Source organism: Endozoicomonas montiporae CL-33 (genome assembly GCF_001583435.1).
In the GTDB taxonomy this organism is placed as follows: domain Bacteria; phylum Pseudomonadota; class Gammaproteobacteria; order Pseudomonadales; family Endozoicomonadaceae; genus Endozoicomonas_A; species Endozoicomonas_A montiporae.
The window spans coordinates 4,814,052-4,832,874 of sequence record NZ_CP013251.1 but is presented as its reverse complement, the minus strand read 5'-3'; the positions used below and the strand labels follow the sequence as shown (position 1 = coordinate 4,832,874).

At 50.3% G+C, this 18,823-nt stretch carries 18 protein-coding genes; 11 read left to right on the top strand and 7 right to left on the bottom strand.

What is annotated here, in order from left to right; translation table 11 throughout:
* Positions 1-18 precede the first annotated feature (18 nt).
* The 6 genes from ribBA (at position 19) to ribA (ending at position 5,060) form a co-directional block, all read left to right on the top strand.
* On the top strand, positions 19-1,128 hold the full coding sequence (gene ribBA, locus EZMO1_RS22320; protein ID WP_034878485.1) for a bifunctional 3,4-dihydroxy-2-butanone-4-phosphate synthase/GTP cyclohydrolase II: 1,110 nt from the start codon (positions 19-21) through the stop codon (positions 1,126-1,128).
* A gap of 195 nt (positions 1,129-1,323) precedes the next feature.
* Positions 1,324-1,797 carry a 6,7-dimethyl-8-ribityllumazine synthase gene (gene ribH, locus EZMO1_RS22315; RefSeq protein WP_034878483.1) on the top strand — a complete coding sequence of 158 codons (474 nt, stop codon included), beginning with the start codon at positions 1,324-1,326 and terminating at the stop codon, positions 1,795-1,797.
* A 10-nt stretch (positions 1,798-1,807) separates the two neighbouring features.
* Positions 1,808-2,281, top strand: a complete 474-nt coding sequence (gene nusB / locus EZMO1_RS22310) for a transcription antitermination factor NusB (protein ID WP_034878884.1) — start codon at positions 1,808-1,810, stop codon at positions 2,279-2,281.
* A gap of 126 nt (positions 2,282-2,407) precedes the next feature.
* Complete coding sequence (thiL, locus tag EZMO1_RS22305) at positions 2,408-3,376, top strand: thiamine-phosphate kinase (RefSeq protein WP_051790510.1); 969 nt, start codon at positions 2,408-2,410, stop codon at positions 3,374-3,376.
* A gap of 29 nt (positions 3,377-3,405) precedes the next feature.
* Entirely contained in the window at positions 3,406-3,879 is a 474-nt protein-coding gene (locus tag EZMO1_RS22300; protein WP_034878482.1) for a phosphatidylglycerophosphatase A family protein, read from the top strand.
* Between the two features lie 587 nt (positions 3,880-4,466).
* Positions 4,467-5,060 carry a GTP cyclohydrolase II gene (gene ribA / locus EZMO1_RS22295; RefSeq protein WP_034878480.1) on the top strand — a complete coding sequence of 198 codons (594 nt, stop codon included), beginning with the start codon at positions 4,467-4,469 and terminating at the stop codon, positions 5,058-5,060.
* A 62-nt stretch (positions 5,061-5,122) separates the two neighbouring features.
* Here the strand turns inward: ribA and dxs are convergent, their stop codons facing one another.
* From dxs to EZMO1_RS22275, 3 genes are all read right to left on the bottom strand, one after another.
* A complete protein-coding gene (gene dxs / locus EZMO1_RS22290; RefSeq protein ID WP_034878479.1) occupies positions 5,123-7,051 on the bottom strand; it encodes a 1-deoxy-D-xylulose-5-phosphate synthase in 1,929 nt (642 codons plus the stop codon).
* Between the two features lie 357 nt (positions 7,052-7,408).
* On the bottom strand, positions 7,409-8,308 hold the full coding sequence (gene ispA / locus EZMO1_RS22280; protein ID WP_201772222.1) for a (2E,6E)-farnesyl diphosphate synthase: 900 nt from the start codon (positions 8,306-8,308) through the stop codon (positions 7,409-7,411).
* 3 nt (positions 8,309-8,311) lie between these two features.
* Positions 8,312-8,554 carry an exodeoxyribonuclease VII small subunit gene (locus EZMO1_RS22275; RefSeq protein ID WP_034878470.1) on the bottom strand — a complete coding sequence of 81 codons (243 nt, stop codon included), beginning with the start codon at positions 8,552-8,554 and terminating at the stop codon, positions 8,312-8,314.
* 106 nt (positions 8,555-8,660) lie between these two features.
* Between EZMO1_RS22275 and EZMO1_RS22270 the strand changes: the two genes are divergently transcribed.
* Positions 8,661-9,233 carry a cyclic di-GMP-binding domain-containing protein, MshE-related gene (locus EZMO1_RS22270; RefSeq protein ID WP_034878469.1) on the top strand — a complete coding sequence of 191 codons (573 nt, stop codon included), beginning with the start codon at positions 8,661-8,663 and terminating at the stop codon, positions 9,231-9,233.
* A gap of 69 nt (positions 9,234-9,302) precedes the next feature.
* On the opposite strand, the gene EZMO1_RS22265 is transcribed toward EZMO1_RS22270, so the two are convergent.
* Both EZMO1_RS22265 and EZMO1_RS22260 read right to left on the bottom strand, forming a co-directional pair.
* Entirely contained in the window at positions 9,303-10,769 is a 1,467-nt protein-coding gene (locus tag EZMO1_RS22265) for an alanine/glycine:cation symporter family protein (protein WP_051790508.1), read from the bottom strand.
* A 471-nt stretch (positions 10,770-11,240) separates the two neighbouring features.
* A complete protein-coding gene (locus tag EZMO1_RS22260) occupies positions 11,241-12,761 on the bottom strand; it encodes an alanine/glycine:cation symporter family protein (RefSeq protein ID WP_082212304.1) in 1,521 nt (506 codons plus the stop codon).
* Between the two features lie 430 nt (positions 12,762-13,191).
* Between EZMO1_RS22260 and EZMO1_RS22255 the strand changes: the two genes are divergently transcribed.
* The 4 genes from EZMO1_RS22255 to EZMO1_RS22240 all read left to right on the top strand — a co-directional run bounded on the left by EZMO1_RS22255 (position 13,192) and on the right by EZMO1_RS22240 (position 18,196).
* A complete protein-coding gene (locus EZMO1_RS22255; RefSeq protein ID WP_034878467.1) occupies positions 13,192-14,622 on the top strand; it encodes a carbon starvation CstA family protein in 1,431 nt (476 codons plus the stop codon).
* 117 nt (positions 14,623-14,739) lie between these two features.
* Positions 14,740-15,648, top strand: a complete 909-nt coding sequence (locus EZMO1_RS22250; RefSeq protein WP_034878466.1) for a class I SAM-dependent methyltransferase — start codon at positions 14,740-14,742, stop codon at positions 15,646-15,648.
* A gap of 73 nt (positions 15,649-15,721) precedes the next feature.
* Entirely contained in the window at positions 15,722-16,051 is a 330-nt protein-coding gene (locus EZMO1_RS22245; RefSeq protein WP_034878464.1) for a hypothetical protein, read from the top strand.
* A 291-nt stretch (positions 16,052-16,342) separates the two neighbouring features.
* The gene (locus tag EZMO1_RS22240) at positions 16,343-18,196 is read left to right on the top strand and encodes an endo-beta-N-acetylglucosaminidase (RefSeq protein ID WP_145912702.1); all 1,854 of its coding nucleotides are present in this window, start codon (positions 16,343-16,345) and stop codon (positions 18,194-18,196) included.
* Positions 18,197-18,254: 58 nt separating this feature from the next.
* Here the strand turns inward: EZMO1_RS22240 and EZMO1_RS22235 are convergent, their stop codons facing one another.
* Both EZMO1_RS22235 and EZMO1_RS27455 read right to left on the bottom strand, forming a co-directional pair.
* A complete protein-coding gene (locus EZMO1_RS22235) occupies positions 18,255-18,686 on the bottom strand; it encodes a GNAT family N-acetyltransferase (protein ID WP_034878461.1) in 432 nt (143 codons plus the stop codon).
* The gene (locus EZMO1_RS27455) at positions 18,661-18,819 is read right to left on the bottom strand and encodes a hypothetical protein (protein WP_222842154.1); all 159 of its coding nucleotides are present in this window, start codon (positions 18,817-18,819) and stop codon (positions 18,661-18,663) included. The genes EZMO1_RS22235 and EZMO1_RS27455 overlap by 26 nt, the downstream gene beginning before the upstream one ends.
* Positions 18,820-18,823 lie beyond the last annotated feature (4 nt).

Below are 18,823 nucleotides of genomic sequence, written 5' to 3'. Positions count from 1 at the left end.
TCTTTTTCCGGGGGTGATATGCAGTTAAATTCCATCGAAGAGATTATCGAAGACATTCGTCTCGGTAAGCCCGTGATCCTGATGGATGACGAAGATCGTGAAAATGAAGGCGACCTGATTATTGCCGCTGAAAAAATCACTCCTGAGATCGTTAACTTTATGACCCGTGAGGCCAGAGGGCTTCTGTGCCTGACCCTGACCGGCGAACGCTGCGACTTTCTCGGATTGCCTCCGATGGTCAGCTCGGACGACAATCAGTCCGGTTATGGCACACCTTTTACGGTGTCTATCGAGGCAGCAGAAGGGGTAACCACCGGTATTTCGGCCCATGACCGCGCGCGTACCATTCGTGTTGCCGTAGACTCTTTGTCCCGCCCGGAAGATATTGTTCAGCCGGGACACATCTTCCCGCTGCGTGCCCGCCCGGGTGGTGTTCTGAGTCGTGCCGGTCATACCGAAGCAGGTTGTGACCTGGCTCGTCTGGCTGGAGTAACACCGGCTGCAGCGATTATCGAGATCATGAATGAAGATGGTTCCATGTCCCGTCGTCCGGATCTGGAACTCTTTGCTGAAAAGCATGATCTGAAGATGGGTACCATTGCTGATCTGATCCACTACCGGATCATGAACGAAAAAACGGTTGAACAGGTTGAGAAGCGCAAGCTGGACACCGATTTTGGCCAGTTCGATATGACGGTCTACAAAGACACGATCAGCGGAAATACCCACCTGGCACTGAGCAAGGGCTATATTACTCCCGATACGCCGGTGATGGTTCGGGTACACGCGATGGAGCCGTTCCGCGATCTTCTGTCTGCCCACCCCGGTGAAGGCGCCAGCAGCTGGTCCCTGAACAAGGCAATGGCCAAAATCGCTCAGGAATCCCAAGGTGTTATCGTTCTTCTGGATAACGAGCACAAGCTGGATCTGGGTACTGCCCTGAGTCGCTTCAGTGAAGGTCGTACAGGGGTTGGTATGTCGGGTGCTTATCGGACCATTGGTACCGGTTCCCAGATTTTGCGTGAACTGGGCGTAGGTAAAATGCGCCTGCTGAGTTCTCCGGTGAAGTTTGGTGCTCTGTCCGGTTTTGATCTGGAAATTGTCGAATATATTCCCTGTGAAGGCTAGGAGGCTGTCCGGGAATAGCGCCCGTAGCGAGGATCGTAGAAAATTGAGGATAAAAATACGGTTTTGAGAGAAGAATAGCGAGCTATTTGACGAACAAAATCGGATTTTTAGACCAATTTACTACGACCGCAGTAGGGCAGACTATTCTCGGACAGCCTCCTAGATGTCCTTGCAGGTTTATTGAGAGGAAATTAAATGTCTTTAAAAACCATTGAAGGCACTCTGGAACCAAATGGCGGAAAATACGCCATCGTGGTTGGCCGCTGGAATTCTTTTGTTGTAGAAAGCCTGCTGAGCGGTGCGGTGGACAGCCTGACTCGCCACGGCATTCCGGAAGAAGATATCACGGTTGTGCGCTGCCCGGGTGCGGTTGAAATTCCGCTGGCGGTCAAAAAAGTGGCCAAGTCCGGCCAATACGATGCGATCGTTGCTCTGGGTGCAGTGATCCGTGGTGGCACTCCGCACTTTGAATTTGTTGCCAACGAATGTGTGAAAGGTCTGTCTCACGTGAATCTGGAATATGAAATTCCGGTGAGCTTTGGCGTTCTGACCGTTGACACCATTGAACAGGCGATTGAGCGTTCTGGCACCAAGGCGGGCAATAAAGGTGAAGAAGCTGCCATGGCTGCTTTTGAAATGGTGTCTCTGATGAAAAAGCTGGAGGTCTGAATTGACTTCTCTGAATCAGGAGGCTGGGCGTAAGGACGCTCAGCGCCCTAAGCCGTCCGAACGTCGTCGTGCCCGTCAGCTGGCGTTGCAGGCTTTGTACCAGTGGCAGATGTCCAAATCGTCCCTGACTGACATTGAAATGCAGTTTCGTGCTGACAATGATTTCAGCAAGGTGGATGATGGCTATTTCCACACTCTGCTGCACGGCATTCCACGTGAAATGAGCACGCTGGATGACACCATGAACCCGCTGCTGGATCGTCCGATCAGCCAGCTGGACCCGGTGGAAGTGGCTGCCCTGCGTATTGGTTGCTACGAGCTGATGCATCGTATGGATGTGCCTTACCGTGTGGTTATCAACGAAGCGATTGAGCTGGTTAAGCGTTTTGGTGCTCAGGATTCTCACCGCTACATCAACGGCATTCTCGACAAGCTGGCGCCTCGCGTCAGAGCGGACGAAGTTCGCAGTCATCGCAAGCGTTAATTCGCTTATCTTCATAATAATTATTTCATGGCAGTGATCGGTTAGCCTTTTGGGTTAAGCGATTGTTTTCATATGAAGGCTGGTGGGCGTTCTGCTTATCCAGCCTGATTGACAGGGAGTGCAGGAATGTCAGTGGGAGAATTCGAGTTAATCCGACATTTCTTTGATCGCCCGGAACTGCAACCTTCGCGGTCTGATGTTCTGGGTATTGGTGACGACTGCGCCCTGTTGTCAGTGCCTCAGGGCAGGCAACTGGCTCAATCGCTGGACACTCTGGTGTCGGGTGTCCACTTTCCTGAACAGTGCGATCCTTTCCTGCTGGGTTATCGAGCGCTGGCAACAAACATCAGTGACCTTGCTGCCATGGGGGCAGAACCTCACAGCTTTACACTGGGTTTGACCCTGCCTGAATCCGACAGTGACTGGCTGCAGGCTTTTTCTGACGGCCTGGTGGCACTGGCACAGCCTTCCGGTCTGGCTTTGATTGGTGGTGATACCACCCGTGGGCCGCTGACGATTTCTATTCAGGTACAGGGGTTGGTGCCAACCGGGCAGGCGCTTTTGCGAAGCGGAGCCTCTGCGGGTGACTTGGTATACGTCAGTGGAAGCCTTGGTGATGCGGCAGGTGCGTTGCCTGCTGTGCTGGAAGGACTCTATCCTCACCGTTGCGACGATGACTCGGTAAGCTATCTGCTTGAGCGTTACTATAAGCCTTCACCCAGAGTAAAGCTTGGGCAGTGGCTGGCAACCCATGGTGCGACAGCTGCACTGGATATCTCGGATGGCCTGCTGGGTGATCTTGGACATATCCTTAAAGCCAGCGGGGTTGGCGCTGAACTGAACCTTGAACAATTGCCGCTTTCGCCACAGTTGCTCAGTGTTGCGGGGCTGTCAAAGGCACAGGGTTATGCGCTTGGCGGCGGTGATGACTATGAACTCTGTTTTACCTGGCCTGCCGAGAAAACACTGGCATTGCCTGAAGAGATTCGGGCAGAATGTTCCGTAACCTGTATTGGTCGTATCATGGATACAGCAGGTATTTATGATGCTTCAACAGGACTGCCCCTGTCCGCCGCCGCTTACCGGCATTTTTAAACGTTTAATGAAGACGACATTGATAAGTTATGAGCCGATCTCCTTCCGTCTGGTCTAATCCTGTTCATTTTCTGGCTTTCGGGCTGGGTAGTGGTCTGGCTCCAAAAGCACCGGGCACCTTTGGCACACTGGCGGCAGTGCCTTTTTATCTGCTGTTGCAGTATTTGCCCATGTGGAATTATCTGCTGGTGCTGGTCGTCAGTATGATTCTGGGCATCTGGATTTGTGACCGTACCTCTAAAGACCTTGGTGTCCACGACCACCCGGGCATTGTCTGGGATGAGTTTGTCGGCTACTGGATTACCATGATTGCCGCGCCAGCGGGCTGGTTGTGGGTGGTGATCGGTTTTGTGCTGTTCCGCATTTTTGACATCATCAAGCCCTGGCCGATCCGGGTGCTGGATAAAAAGGTCAAAGGCGGCTTTGGCATTATGATTGATGATGTGATTGCCGGGGTGTTTGCGCTGGTGTGTATGCAGGTTCTTGCTGTGTTCCCGGGCTAATCGAGTTCTTGGTAACCATTGACTGTTTCTGATGAGGAGCCAGTACATTCTGACTCCTTACCACTTTTAATTTTTATCTTCATGCCAACTCTTACGACTATAGTCGTATATTTAGCGGGGCGAGCTGGAATATTGCACTTCCCTTGTTATTGTCATTGCTTTTACTGGTGGCTGCACCTTACTGAAGACCGGGGCGTAATGGTACTTGAAGCAAGGTTTTGAACATCCGGCGAGTTAAAGAAGCTATTCATAATCGTTTGAAGTCACTATTTTTACTTGCCCAAAAGGTTATGAACAGCTTCTAAGTGCTCGGCTATGCGAAATCGAATATTTCTGGCTCATTGGGCAGGTGCTCTGCAAGGCGCAACGGCGGGAGCATAGCAAGCTATGTGACCAGAGTTGCAACGCAGTCACGACTGCATGGATGCAGAAGGTAGGGTAACGCAGGAGTAGTTACCGAGAGTGCCTGAGCAATGAGTCAGAAAATATGATTTCGTATGGTTGAGTACTTAAGGATTATCTGCAGCTCGCCTGTATCGTTAGGGACTGGTACAATCTGCCAGCACGACTGTTTTGAGGAGTAGTGAGTGTCTGTAAGGTTTGTCGCAGAGTCTCGCCTGCCCACCCCTTTTGGTGAATTCATGATGCATGGATTCGAGGAGAGTGGCACTGGCAAGGAGCATCTGGCTCTCACCATGGGTGATTTGAGTCAGGGCGGTCCCGTTCTCGCGCGGGTTCATTCGGAATGTTTGACTGGCGATGCCCTGTTCAGCATGCGTTGTGATTGTGGCCCTCAGTTAGAGGCGGCCATGCGCAAGATTGCTGCAGAAGGTCGTGGCGTTATTCTTTATTTGCGCCAGGAAGGGCGTGGTATCGGTCTGATGAACAAAGTCCGTGCTTATCATCTTCAGGATGAAGGTCGTGACACTGTTGAAGCTAATGAAGAATTAGGCTTTGAAGCCGATTTGCGCAAATACGATATGTGCAAAGTCATGCTGGATCATCTGGGCGTTAGCCAACTGAAACTAATGACCAACAATCCTCGCAAGGTGGATGCCCTGACCAAGCAGGGAATTGATGTGGTTGAGCGTCAGCAGCATCAGACGGGTCAGAACCCTCATAATGAAAAGTATCTGACCACTAAGGTCTGGAAGCTGGGACATCTGCTGGAGACAGCCTGATTCTTAGCCAACGCCGGGAGAAGTGCTGATCTCCTCCCGACCCTTCTCTGGTCAATCGTTCATCAGGGTCTGGCAACCTGCGCCAGAGCCACTGTATGACGAACTTCCCTGCTCAAACGATCATTGACCGAATCAACGATACCCTGTGGGTCAAGACCACATTCTTCCAGCTGTTGCGCGTGACTGGCCGCTTCGATGTAACGGTCAGGAATACCAAGATTCAACACTGGCACATTCATGGCCTGTTCGTTGAGGTATTCGCTGACAGCCGAGCCAGCACCACCGCTGATACACCCTTCTTCCACTGTGACCAGTAACTCGTGGGTTTTCACCAGTTCATCAATCAGCCGGGTATCCAAAGGCTTGATAAAGCGCATGTTGGCAACGGTAGCGCCCAGCTGTTCTGCCGCCTTTAACGTATTGGTCAGTACGGTACCAAAAGCAAGGATGGCAACACGCTTACCCTGACGACGAATTTCGCCCTTGCCAATTTCCAGAGGTTCCAGAGTTTTGCTAATGACCGCGCCAGGACCGGTGCCACGAGGATAACGAACCGAGGCCGGACCATTATATTGATGGCCGGTGGTGAGCATCTGGCGAGTTTCATTTTCATCACCGGGTGCCATGATCAGCATGTTCGGGATACAGCGCAGATAAGCAATATCGTAACAGCCCCCGTGAGTCGGGCCGTCTTCTCCCACCATGCCGGCACGGTCTATGGCAAACAGTACATCCAGATTCTGCACCGCCACATCATGCACCAGCTGGTCATAGCCCCGCTGAAGGAAGGTGGAATAAATGGCGACCACCGGTTTCATACCTTCACAGGCCATACCAGCGGCCAGAGTGACAGCGTGCTGCTCGGCAATGGCAACATCAAAGTAACGTTCCGGGTAATGTTCGGCAAAGCGCAGCAGATCTGAGCCTTCGCACATGGCGGGGGTAATACCCACCAGTTTGTCGTCCTGCCCGGCCATATCAAACAACCATTGACCGAACACATTGGCGTATTTGGGCTTCTTCGGAACAGCCGGTTTAGGTGCCTGAACTTCCTGTTTTTGAGGTTCCAGCTTGGTGATGGCGTGATAACCAATGGGGTCCTGCTCTGCCGGAGTAAAGCCTTTGCCTTTGCGGGTCACGATATGCAGGAACTGGGGGCCATCCAGATCTTTCAAGTTTTCCAGCGTGTGCAACAGCATAGGCAGATCATGGCCGTCGATCGGTCCAAAGTAGTTAAAGCCCATTTCTTCAAACAGAGTGCCGGGAATGATCATCCCTTTGACGTGTTCTTCGGTACGGCGAGCCAGCTCCCAGGCGCGGGGAATGGCATTCAGGACCTTTTTGCTGCCTTCGCGGATATGATGGTAGGTCTTGCTGGACAGTACTTTGGTCAGGTAGTTAGACAGGCCACCCACACTGTGGGAAATGGACATGTCGTTATCGTTCAGAATCACCAGCACATTGGCTTTCTCGTCCGCAGCATGGTTCATGGCTTCATAGGCCATGCCGGCTGTCATCGAACCGTCACCAATAACCGCTACAGTACGACGTTGATCGCCTTTAAGTTTGGCGGCAATGGCCATACCAAGAGCTGCACTGATGGAGGTGCTGGAATGTCCCACACCAAAGGTGTCAAAGGAGCTTTCACAACGTTTGGGAAAAGCCGCCAGACCGTCTTTCTGACGCAGAGAATCCATGCGTTCTTTGCGACCGGTAAGAATTTTATGGGGATAGGTCTGATGACCAACGTCCCAGACGAGTCGGTCTTCAGGGGTGTTAAACAGGTAATGCAGGGCTACTGTCAGCTCTACAACACCGAGGCCTGCACCGAAGTGTCCCCCGGTCTGACCGACCGAGTAGAGCAGGAACTCACGCAGTTCCCGGGTCAGCGCAGGCAAATCCGATACATCAAGAGCACGAAGCTGCTCGGGCGTATCAATGTTATCCAATAAGGGCGTTTCAGGCCTGGTCTTCGGTATTTCGTGAAACATGTTGTCGCTTGCGATTCGGGCTTCTTCGGCCTTGGGATCGGTTACCAGCTGAACACCGGCAGGTTAGCCGGTAGACTCGCTCTGGCTCTGATACCCCTTCTGTATTTCTACCATACGCCTCTGGGTATGGTCTGGGGAAGAGCTGGTATGAATAAACTTCCCGCTCAGGAAATCGGAAAAGTCGGTTGACCCCGACTTTTATAGCTCATTAACGTAGATTGTACCTGAACCTTTATCGATAAGGCACTTTTGTTACAAGTATTACAAGTGTTACAAGGCACCCGCGGATTATGAATAGAAATTGCCAGCAGGATGTATCAGGTTAGTACATCTGGCATCCTTGAGTGAGCCAGCCTCCTAGTGAGAGCGATGAATGATGTATGCGGCCAGCTGGCGAAGTACCGTAGCCCGGTCATCGAATGCTTTTATGGCTTCAATGGCACTGTCAGAGAGCGATTGGGCATAGGCTTTGGCTTCTTCAAGCCCCATCAGTGATACATACGTCGGTTTGTCCAGAGCCAGATCAGCACCTTGCTGTTTTCCAAGGGTTTTTGTATCGGACACCACATCCAGAATATCGTCCTGCACCTGAAACGCCAGACCAATGGCTTTGGCGTAAACATCCAGTTGCTCCAGCTGGTCAACAGGGGTAAACCGGTGACTCAGAGCACCCATCTGCACGCTGGCACGAATCAGGGCTCCGGTTTTATGGTTGTGCATATGTTGGAGTTCTTTGGCAGTCAGAGGTTTGCCCACGGAGAGCAGGTCTTTTGACTGACCTCCTGCCATACCGGCATGCCCCGAGGCTTCTGCCAGACAATGCAGTTGTTTCAGCCTGCTTTCTGCCGAGTAATCACCGTCCGGCAGTAGTTGCGGATTGCAGAGGGTTTCAAAGGCGAGCGTTTGCAGGGCATCACCGGCAAGGATGGCGGTCGCTTCGTCAAAGGCTTTATGGCAGGTAGGCTTACCCCGGCGCAGGTCGTCGTCGTCCATGGCAGGCAAGTCATCGTGTACGAGGGAGTAGGCATGAATCAGTTCAACGGCGCAGGCGGCGGCATCGGCTGATGAATGATCTCCTCCGACAGCCTGGTTGGCAGCATAAGCCAGTACCGGACGAATTCGCTTGCCACCGTTAAAAACCGAGTAAGCCATGGCTTCAACCAGCGTTGTACTGATATCGCTGCTGGCAGGAATGACTTGTCGCAACTTGTTATCGACCCGTTGCTGACAGCTGGTCATGTAGTCCTTAAGCATCATCGCCTATTCCCCTTCGGACGGTTCGAAAGGCCGGGTTTCCAGTTGACCGTTATTATCCAGCAGCTGTTGAACAGTTTGTTCTGCCTGACTCAGCGCTTGCTGGCATTCACGGGTGAGCTTGACGCCCTTTTCGAACGCCTTCAATGATTGTTCCAGTGTCAGATCTCCGGATTCCATTTGTTGAACCAATGATTCCAGCTCACTGAGTGATTTTTCAAAGGCAAAGCCCTGGTTTTTTTCTGACATGCTGAGAGCCTGTGTGACGTTCCGTTGAGCAACCCGCTGCAACAGTTGTTAACCGGTTGGTCGATAACTTGTCCGTAATCTTGCAAAACGGGAGTTTGCATCCGTTATGGATAATGTAAATCGGGCAGAAGCATACCACAAATCAAGGCTGGGGCGGATTCTGCTGAAACGGGGATATGTTTCCGAGGCACAGCTGCAAAAGGCCGCAGAACTGCAACAACAGACCGGACAAAAATTGGGGGAGGTGCTGCTGGTGATGAGAGATATTTCCCGATTTCAGTTACGAAGGGCGCTTTCGAACCAGACCCGAATTCGTTTTGCCTCGTCTCTGGCCATTGCTCTGCTGCAACCATTGCAGGTACTGGCTGGATTGCAGAGTGAAGATGATTCCGATGAAGCGGTTCAGGGCACCGATCAGCTTACCCGCCTTATTGCACCACTGATTAATTCTCTGACCACCGCCGATGGCTTTCAGGCACTGGAATATGACCCCAATGAAGCCCGGGCAGAAATTCGGGCAGATGGTTCGATCCGGCTGAGGATTCCCTGTTCTCTGGGGGAGTTACGGTTTGAGCATTTGCGCATTCGCGCTTCAGCCACTCAGGATTATGAAACGCTCAGTATTGCTGACGTAGATTTGAGTAAGGCGAAGTTTTCTGTTCGAGCCGTACGCAAGTAGTCAGTTATTCAAGACAAAAGAAAAGGGTGCACAGGCACCCTTTTCTCATTTTCAGCAATCGCTCAATGATCAGTCAGCAATGAAGGCTGGCTTCACGTTGATGGGTGCAGAGCTGGCAGCAGAACGGTCGTTGTGCTCCTGCCAAACATCTTTATCCATGGTCTTGTCCAGGAACGGGAACTTGCTGCGGTTGAAGACCGGAGTCATGCCGCTGTCCAGCTGTTCGTCGTAATCTCTCAGAACCTGAATCACGATGCTGGACAGAACGCAGATAGCCACCATGTTGATCAGTGCCATCACACCCATGGAAACGTCAGCGAAGTTCCAGACGGTTGGCAGGCTGCTCACAGAACCCCACATAACCATTGCCAGAACCGCGACACGGTAAGCAATGATCAGACCTTTGCTGTCGTTGATGAAACGCAGGTTGGATTCACCGTAGTAGTAGTTAGCAATGATAGAGGTGAAAGCAAACAGCAGAATAGCCAGTGCAACCAGATGACCACCCCAGGCACCCACCTGAGAAGACAGAGCTGCCTGAGTCAGTTCGATACCGGTCAGACCGCTGTCCAGCATACCAGACATCAGAATGATGGCAGCAGTGGCTGTACATACGACGATGGTATCCAGAAATACGCCCAGCATGCCCATCAGACCCTGATTAACCGGGTGAGTGGAGTGAGCAGCAGCAGCAGCGTTTGGAGAACTACCCATACCGGCTTCGTTAGAGAACAGACCACGCTTGATACCGTTAACCACAGCGGCACCAATCGCACCACCGGCTGCAGATTCAAAACCGAAGGCACTGCGGAAGATCAGACTGAATACTGCTGGCAGTTCAGTCACGTTCATCAGCACAACAATCAGGGCAATGGCCAGATAACCCAGAGCCATTACAGGAACGATCATCTCGGCCACTTTGGAGATAGAACGAATACCGCCGAAGATAATCAGGGCGCTGACAGCAGCCAGTGCAATACCGATCAGGCTTGGTTCAATGCCGTAGCCACTGAACGCAGCGGCAATGGAGTTAGACTGAACACTGTTGAAGGCAAAGCCGAAAGCGATGATCAGGGAAATAGAGAAGGTCACACCCAACCAGCGATGTCCCAGGGCTTTTTCAATGTAGTAAGCCGGGCCGCCACGGTAGGTGCCGTCACCATTGTTGGTCTTGTAAATCTGTGCCAGAACGTTTTCTGCCAGACTGGTTGCCATGCCCAGCAGTGCAATAAACCACATCCAGAACACGGCACCTGCACCACCAAGGTAAATAGCAACGGCCACACCGGCCATGTTACCGGTACCGATACGGGCTGCAAGGCTGGTACAGAAAGCCTGGAATGGAGAGATCTGGGATTTGTCAGCAGTGGTACGGCTTCCCATCATGGTTTTGACCGCAAGTCCGAAGCGACGGAATTGAACAAAACGGGTGCGAACCGTGAAGAAAATACCGCCACCCACCAGAAGGTAGATCAGCACGCTGCCATACAGCAGACCGTTAAGCGAATCGATGATTGGTGCAATAAATTCGTTCATAAGGTTCTCAGAGTTGTTGGTATCACTCCGAGTTTTATTTCAAAAAGTTTTTGAGAATATCAGTGAATAAACGCGACTATCTCGGTGTTTATACCTATCGAATGATCGTGCAAAATTTGTGAACTGAAACGGGGTATGCTGCGGATACTAATGTGTCACTGGGAAAAGCCTATTGTACGTCGTTTGTCGTGCGCATCGGTGTTTGTGCTTATTTTTGTATGGGTTGTTTTGTATGCGGGGTGTTGGGGTGCGCATAGGGATATAAGGGCGATAAAGGGTTGTTTTTAACCGGTTTTTGGTTAAAAAAACTGCTTTTAATGACTAATCCGCAAGAAAATCACAAGAATGAAAAGAATGCAGCCGGAAACTTTTTCGGTGACGCGCTGTTAACATGTGTTTGAAAAGCAGCTTTTGGCTGTTGGATTCTGATAGTTGCCAACCCCATGGTTTCATAGGGTTGGTTGCCCGGTTTCAAAGTCGGTCGGGAAGGTGACCAAGGTTTTTAGCCGCTTCGGAAGAGCTGTTTTCAGAGGAGGTATTGAGTCCGCCATCTTCAAAGTCATCCGGATCATCGGAATCGGAAACCCAGACATCGCTATCCATGGTCTGGTGCAGGAAAGGAAACTTTTTGCGATTAAACACGGGTGACTTTCCGGCCTGCAATTGCCGGTCATAGTCCTTGAGTACCTGCAACGCAGGGCCTGACAGTAAAACAATGACCACAAGGTTGATCAGTGCCATAAGCCCCATTGCCAGGTCTGCCAGAACCCACACAGCTTCCAGACTACTCACTGCTCCCAGATAAACCAGTGCTACCACGACAAGGCGATAGGAAAGTAACAGGTACCTGTTGTTCTTCATAAACAGCAGGTTGGATTCTCCGTAGTAATAGTTGGCGACAACGGAAGTAAACCCGAACAGGATGACGGCACCGGTTATAAACCATTCACCCCAGGGGCCAACAATACTGCCCAGAGAAGCCTGCGTCAGCTGAATACCGTTGAGCGTATTGCCGCTTTCGAGTTGTCCCGACAAAATGACTATGGCTGCAGTGGCTGTACAGATAACAATGGTGTCGATGAACACACTGGTCATGGAGATAATGCCCTGGGCGGCAGGGTGGTGTGGCCAGGGTGTTGCCGTGGCGGCTGCATTGGGTCCGCTGCCCATTCCGGCTTCGTTAGAAAACAGACCGCGTTTTACCCCCTGCATAATGGCCTGTGCTACAGAATAACCAATACCGCCACCGACAGCCTGCTCAACACCAAAGGCATGGCTGATAATCAGGGAGAAAACGGCAGGAATATCTTCCAGATGCATCACCACAACGATCATGGCAATCAGAAAATAAGCCAGCGCCATAAAGGGCACGACCATTTCTGCAAACCGGGTAATGGTGTGAATACCCCTGAATATAATCAGGCTGGTAATCAGGGCCATTGACAGTCCGACGAATTCGATGCTGATATCACTGTAAGCCGAGACGGATGCGGCGACCGAATTGGCGTGCACCATATTGAAAACAAAGCCAAAGGCAATCAGCAGCAGAGAGGAAAACAGAACCCCCAGCCAGCGCAGTCCCAGAGCTTTCTGAATGTAGTAGGCAGGCCCCCCTCGGAAAGTACCGTCATTATTATTGGTTTTATACAGCTGGGCGAGTGTGTTCTCTATATAACTGGAGGACATCCCCAGAAGAGCCACAACCCACATCCAGAAAATGGCACCCGGGCCACCTATATAAATAGCAATGGCGACTCCGGCAAGGTTACCGGTGCCCACGTGTGCAGCCAGACCGGTGCACAACGCCTGAAAAGAAGAAATTTCGTTTTTGCCGGTTCGCCGGGAGGCAAACATAATTTTCCAGGCGTGCAGGAAATGACGGAACTGAACAAAGCGGCTACGCAGCGTGAAATAGATACCTGCACCTAACAGCAGGTAGATAAGAAGATAGCCCCAAAGCACCGATGCGATGGCATCAATCATACCACTCATAAATGTATCTCGAAATTTTAACACCGAAAAAGCTTAGCAGATAGAAATTGATCGATAGTCCATATTTGATTTTCTTTGAATGGTCATTCGGTATGTTCGTCCAAAGGATCAATTTCGCCTCGCTTTAGAGAGGATCTATGTTTGCCAGGACATAAAAAGGACAATAACTCATCCTGATTAATAGCAAAAAATTATTGAAAATCTCTCTCTAGTTTCCAATTTTTATCAGATTTTGTTGTCCAAGCAGCTATGGTTACCGGACAAACTATTATACGCAGGCTGATCAAGGTCGGTCTTTTGCTTCAACAGAAGTGAAAATGACTTTGAGTATTTATCGCCATGGACGGGAGCAAAGCTTAGGACAGTAGCGAGTGGAAGTGCCGGAATCAGGGGAACCGAGCCTTCATTATGCATTTCGGAGGTTCATTTCATGATAAGTTTTATTGTTGCCCTTCTGGCACTTATGGTGGGGTACGCACTCTATGGTTCGGTGGTGGAAAAAGCCTTTGGTGCCGATCCTTCCCGCACTACACCCGCTTACAAACTAACAGATGGTGTTGACTTCGTCCCTCTGAGCTGGCCGCGCATTTTTCTGATCCAGTTTCTTAATATTGCCGGACTGGGTCCTATCTTTGGTGCCATTCTCGGTGCATTGTATGGCCCTTCCGCCTTTATCTGGATTGTATTCGGTTGCATTTTTGCCGGTGCGGTTCATGACTATTTTTCCGGCATGATGTCGTTGCGGCACGATGGCAAAAGCATTCCGGAAGTCGTGGGTATTTATCTGGGTCTCAGGGTTCGTCAGTTTATGCGAATTCTGTCCATTGTTTTGTTGTTGCTGGTCGGCGTGGTGTTTATGGTTGGGCCAGCCTCTTTGCTGAGTAACCTGGGGTTTGAAGGCATTTTTGCCAACAAATCCTTCTGGCTGGCGGTGATTATTGGTTATTACTTCATTGCCACCATCTTGCCGGTGGATAAAGTCATTGCCAAAATCTACCCGCTGTTTGCTGTGGCGCTGTTGTTTATGGCGGTAGGCATTGCCGTCATGCTGGTGGTTAATGATCTGCCAGTGCCGGAAGTCGGAACACCTTCCAATCATCCTGCCGGATTACCTGTGTGGCCAATGTTGTGCATAACCATTGCCTGTGGAGCGATCAGCGGCTTCCACGCTACCCAGTCCCCCTTGATGGCACGATGTGTTCCCAATGAAACCTTTGGGCGACGTGTATTCTATGGTGCCATGGTGGCTGAAGGTGTTGTCACCCTGATCTGGGCAGCTGCTGCCATGGCTTTCTTCCCGAATGGTATTGGCGGACTGTCTGAAGTGCTTGATCAGGGCGGCCCGTCACTGGTGGTCAATGAAGTGGCCATTGGTCTGATGGGAAGCCTTGGAGGAATGCTGGCGATCCTCGGTGTGATTGCCTGCCCCATTACTTCTGGCGATACCGCATTCCGAAGCCTTAGATTGATTTTTGCCGACATGCTGAACATTGGTCAGGTACATATGTTTCACCGGCTGGTGCTGGCAGTGCCGGTTTTTCTGATTGGTTATCTGCTGACACTGGTAGACTTTTCGATTATCTGGCGGTACTTCGCATTCTCCAATCAGGCGCTGGCGACCATTGTTTTATGGACAGCTGCCGTATATATGGCGGTGCAGGATAAAAACGTCTGGATTCCTCTGGTGCCTGCTGTGTTCATGACGGCAGTGTGTACAACCTACATTCTTATGGCACCTGAAGGACTGGCCTTGTCGTCATCGATTGCCTGGCCTGCTGGTGCACTCGTCGCACTGGCATCCGGATTAGTGTTTATTGTGAAGGTGTCCGGAAAGCGTCAGCAAAGCGAAGAAATGGTATAGCAATAATGCGCTGGTATTCGCCTGTTGATCTCTCTATGATCTGGCCTGTTTGGTCGGGCGAATACAAATTTGTGCGTCGCTGTCGTATATAGAGCAAGGAAATAATAATTTCATCTTATGGCGATACTTACATTCTTTCTCGGTATTGGTATCACCTGGCTGGTGATGTCCGGTTTACTGTCTCAAATCATCATGTTGCTGGTTCGCATCTGGTTTCCGTCTTCCCGAACGGATAAAGGTGTTGTTGCAGATCAGTGGCTTCTAAACAGTGGTGTCTCTACTTCTTCTCGCTGGCGACTCCTGGGCTACTGGCACGATACGGCAAACTATCGTCAGGCCTGCTCGGAACTGGCTGGTTTGCTGGCCGATAAAGCCTGCTTGTCGAATAAAGATAAAGTGCTGGATATGGGCTTTACCAGTTACGACCAGCTGCTGGTCTGGCTTGATTACTACCAAGTGGAATCGCTCACAGCGGCAACGGAATCCGAACGAATGCTGGCCGACGCACACGACTACTGCGGGCACTTCGGTCAGTTAAACCTCGAGCGCGGCAATGTATCGATTATGCAGCGCCTTGACGATGAGTCTTTCGATAAAGTGCTGGCACTGGACTGTGCTTACCACATGGCAGACAAAAAGACGTTCTTCCAGCAAGCACGACGGGTACTCCGCAAGGGAGGTGCTGTCACGTTGACCGATATGGTGCTGGCCCGACCTTTTAAAGACCGTCTGGAACAGCGCATGGTGACACTGATGGCCAGAACCTGCGGTATTCCTGTAAGTGGTTTGTATGTAACGCAGGTGTATGAATCCATGTTAAACACCTGTGGCTTTGAAGACGTTCAGATGACTGACATCAGTGAAGATGTGCTTTCCGGTTTCTGCTTCTGGTTTTCACAACATTATGGAAGCCTGTCTTCTGTGACCCGTTCCAAGGTCTGGATTCGGCTTCGCCTGCTGGTCTGGTTTATTCGCTGGATGCAGCATCGCGGGTTGCTTCGTTATCATTTGGTGACAGCCAGATAGTGGTTGGCATTAGAGGCCTCTGAATTGTTTTCTGCTATGCTCAACGCACAAAAAACAATCAAAAGGTGTCTGTATGAACCACGGAAAAAATAATGATGATCCTATTGATCAAATACAGATCAGTGTCAGAAATTCACAAAACGACATCAGAAAGCTATTCCTGCACAGCGCAAAGCAGGAAAGGGCTATGGAAGAGCTACAAACGGTTGTGACTGGTATAGCCGAGGCGACTGCGGCAGTATTTAAGCAAAACGAAAACTTGATTGACAAACTTGAGCAAGAGCAAGCAGCAACACGGAAAGAGATTGCAGCTCTCAATACAAGGTTTGATCGGCAAGATCGCCGTCTTGAAAAGATCGAGGAAATCCTTATCCGGATCGTCAACAATCTCGCCAGCAAGTAGCAGCCCTTTGGTTTTCAGGTTATTCACAACTTCTGTGGATAACCCTGTGATCATTTTTGGTATACTGCTTTGAATTCCGCTTCTTCTAGCATGAACGTCTTGCTGTTCAAAAAACAAACAGCTCTTGGTTTTGAATGTCTGGAAAAAATCTAACTTATTGATAAATAAGTGTTTTTTTATTAAAGACACTGTTTGTTCAAACACGCCCACGCCAGCAATACTGTTAGTATCGTTGAACTATTTCCAAACTATCCGGTCAGTTTTAATGACTTAATTCCTGTGGAAAATAAAATGAATACAAGGCAAAGGATCGCCTCGGTCCGGGTTTACCTGTTGTTAACCCTGTTATACCTGAAAGCTTCGGCAAACAGCCTGATGCCGGTTTCCCCTGCCTGGCAGATTGATGACCTGATGCAATGGCAGCCAGATGATTCTTACTGGCTGGAAGACCATCGCTCTTCAGTACCTCTGCAGAAACTGCCCGAACGACTGGGCAGTAAAACCATGATATTTCATTCTCAAGCCACCAGTGGACAAACTTCCCAGGGTGTTCCCTACAACCAGTTCAGTGTTTTCACAAACTGGCATCTGGCAGATGTCTTTATTTACTGGGCGGGTTCACTACACGAAGGCATTATTGTGCCGCCACCGGTTTACTGGGTTGAGCAAGGTCATAAAGAGGGTGTGCCGGTTTATGGAGTGGTTAATCTGCAACCACAACAGTACGGTGGACGGTATGCAAATCTGGAAAAACTACTGACCAGGAATGAAGAAGACGGCTCATTTCCGGTTGCAGATCAACTGATCGATATTGCACAAACATTGGGCTTTGATGGCTGGTTTATTAACCAGGAAACAGAAGGCGGCATGAGGGAAGACGCCACAGGCATGGCAGAGTTCCTGCGTTACTTCATGGAACGTGCACCGAAGACGGTTGATCTGATTTGGTACGATGCCATGAAGGTGGATGGACAAATAGAACATCAGGGAGCGTTGAATCAGTCAAATCATCAGTTTTTTCGGGCACTGAATCCCACAGATCGCTATGGCCGAATGGTGATTGACTACCGTTGGAATGAACAATCTCTGCGGCTTCATCAGGCGAATGAAGGACTGCTGTTTTATGGGATAGACGCTCACCAGCAAGCATTGGATACTTACCGCTTTCAAGCTCTTCAATCCAGTCATAGAAACCTGGCGCTGTTTGCCAGCAACTGGCACTTTAACAAACACGCAGCAATGGAAGAGAACCACAAGAAAGCGGAAGACTATTGGCATGGAGAAAACGAAGGAAACTGGCCAGGAATTTGTTCATTTATAGAGGCAAAGCCTGTTATCAGGAAAGTGCCGTTTATAACCGGTTTCAACAGAGGGCAGGGAGACGCTTATTATCATAAAGGCCGGCCCCTTGGAATTCTGAACACGTCGGGCACTGGCTGGACACAACCTCAGCAACAAACCCCTTTACCCGATGGTTGTGACAAGAAAAACAGTCTCACCATGCCGATGGTCGAGCATGTAACCCATGATGGTTACGAAGGCAGTGGTGCTGTAAGAATTAAACCTCACTCCATTCTGGCCGGGCAGGCACACTTATTTTCAGCAGACTACCGGTTTGACGGACAAGAAGAGCTAATACTGACCTACCGGCATAACCACGATAGCCTTAAACCTGCCATTGAACTGAAGCTTGTCAGCGGGCTAAAAACAAAGCTTGAGCTGCCCCGGTGTGATAACAGCTGGTGTACGGTTTCAGCGTCATTGAACAACCTCGCGGGGCAGGTGTTGCAGACTGTTACGATAAAAATGCCTGCTACCTTTGCACCATCAAACCTTGACGTTGGTCAACTGAAAATCATTAACGAAGCGGCATTAATAACCATTCCGCCAAGAGTCTGGGTGACACAACAACAGACTGAAGAAACAGGCCAACAGATCAGGCTGAACTGGGATAAAGACAGCAATGCAGACCACTATTTACTGTTCACTCTGGATCGCAATGGAGAACCGGATACGTTTATTGGTCAAACCCGTCACACCACATGGGTAGTGGAAATTCCAAACAATGCCAAGGTTCACCAACTGGGTGTTTTGCCAGTCAGTCGTGAGGGGGATTACGGCGTAATGGGCGTTCTGGCACTTTAAAGCCTCTCGGGCTATCAACCAGAGACGCTCCTTGTGCTCGTCCAATCTTCAACAGGCACTACAATGCCATATGCAGAATCGGAAACGGTTTGCCCATTCCATCTAGCGGCGACCGTGACACCACTTTGAAGCCCATGTGCTTGTAAAAATCAGTGGCCTGAGGGTTTTGTTCATTCACATCCACTGTTTTGGCATCGAGATGCTGCACGGCATAGTCCAGCAGACACTTGCCAATCCCTTGCCCTCTGGCCTCATTGAGTACAAACAGCATCTCAATCTTGCCATCATGAACACCGACAAAGCCCTGAATGGCACCGCTGGCACTTTTGACACACTTTAACGTGACCGCAGGAAAAGCCTGCTCCATGATAATCGGTTTAAAAAACTCGATATCTGCTTCGGAAATAAAGTCATGAGTCGCCCGGACGGAATTTTCCCAAACATTAAGCAGTTCTGAATAATCGTCAGGAAACGCATTTTCGACAGTCATGGGTATCTCTATTACAGGATGTTTTGAAGGGCAGCAGTGGTGTTAACTCCGCTTTAATATGACCTTCTTCCACCGGTTTGAGATGACCCGTTTTCAGCAATACTTTTGACCCGCTTTCAACGGTTAAGTTCACTGTG

Bases quoted from the DNA above. Each gene is read 5' to 3' on its own strand.
- ispA (WP_201772222.1), bottom strand. From the start codon at position 8,308: ATGATGCTTAAGGACTACATGACCAGCTGTCAGCAACGGGTCGATAAC.
- EZMO1_RS22250 (WP_034878466.1), top strand. From the start codon at position 14,740: ATGGCGATACTTACATTCTTTCTCGGTATTGGTATCACCTGGCTGGTG.
- EZMO1_RS22270 (WP_034878469.1), top strand. From the start codon at position 8,661: ATGGATAATGTAAATCGGGCAGAAGCATACCACAAATCAAGGCTGGGG.
- ribH (WP_034878483.1), top strand. From the start codon at position 1,324: ATGTCTTTAAAAACCATTGAAGGCACTCTGGAACCAAATGGCGGAAAA.
- EZMO1_RS22255 (WP_034878467.1), top strand. From the start codon at position 13,192: ATGATAAGTTTTATTGTTGCCCTTCTGGCACTTATGGTGGGGTACGCA.
- EZMO1_RS22260 (WP_082212304.1), bottom strand. From the start codon at position 12,761: ATGAGTGGTATGATTGATGCCATCGCATCGGTGCTTTGGGGCTATCTT.
- EZMO1_RS22245 (WP_034878464.1), top strand. From the start codon at position 15,722: ATGAACCACGGAAAAAATAATGATGATCCTATTGATCAAATACAGATC.
- EZMO1_RS22275 (WP_034878470.1), bottom strand. From the start codon at position 8,554: ATGTCAGAAAAAAACCAGGGCTTTGCCTTTGAAAAATCACTCAGTGAG.
- dxs (WP_034878479.1), bottom strand. From the start codon at position 7,051: ATGTTTCACGAAATACCGAAGACCAGGCCTGAAACGCCCTTATTGGAT.
- thiL (WP_051790510.1), top strand. From the start codon at position 2,408: ATGTCAGTGGGAGAATTCGAGTTAATCCGACATTTCTTTGATCGCCCG.
- ribBA (WP_034878485.1), top strand. From the start codon at position 19: ATGCAGTTAAATTCCATCGAAGAGATTATCGAAGACATTCGTCTCGGT.
- EZMO1_RS22240 (WP_145912702.1), top strand. From the start codon at position 16,343: ATGAATACAAGGCAAAGGATCGCCTCGGTCCGGGTTTACCTGTTGTTA.
- EZMO1_RS22235 (WP_034878461.1), bottom strand. From the start codon at position 18,686: ATGACTGTCGAAAATGCGTTTCCTGACGATTATTCAGAACTGCTTAAT.
- EZMO1_RS22265 (WP_051790508.1), bottom strand. From the start codon at position 10,769: ATGAACGAATTTATTGCACCAATCATCGATTCGCTTAACGGTCTGCTG.
- EZMO1_RS22300 (WP_034878482.1), top strand. From the start codon at position 3,406: ATGAGCCGATCTCCTTCCGTCTGGTCTAATCCTGTTCATTTTCTGGCT.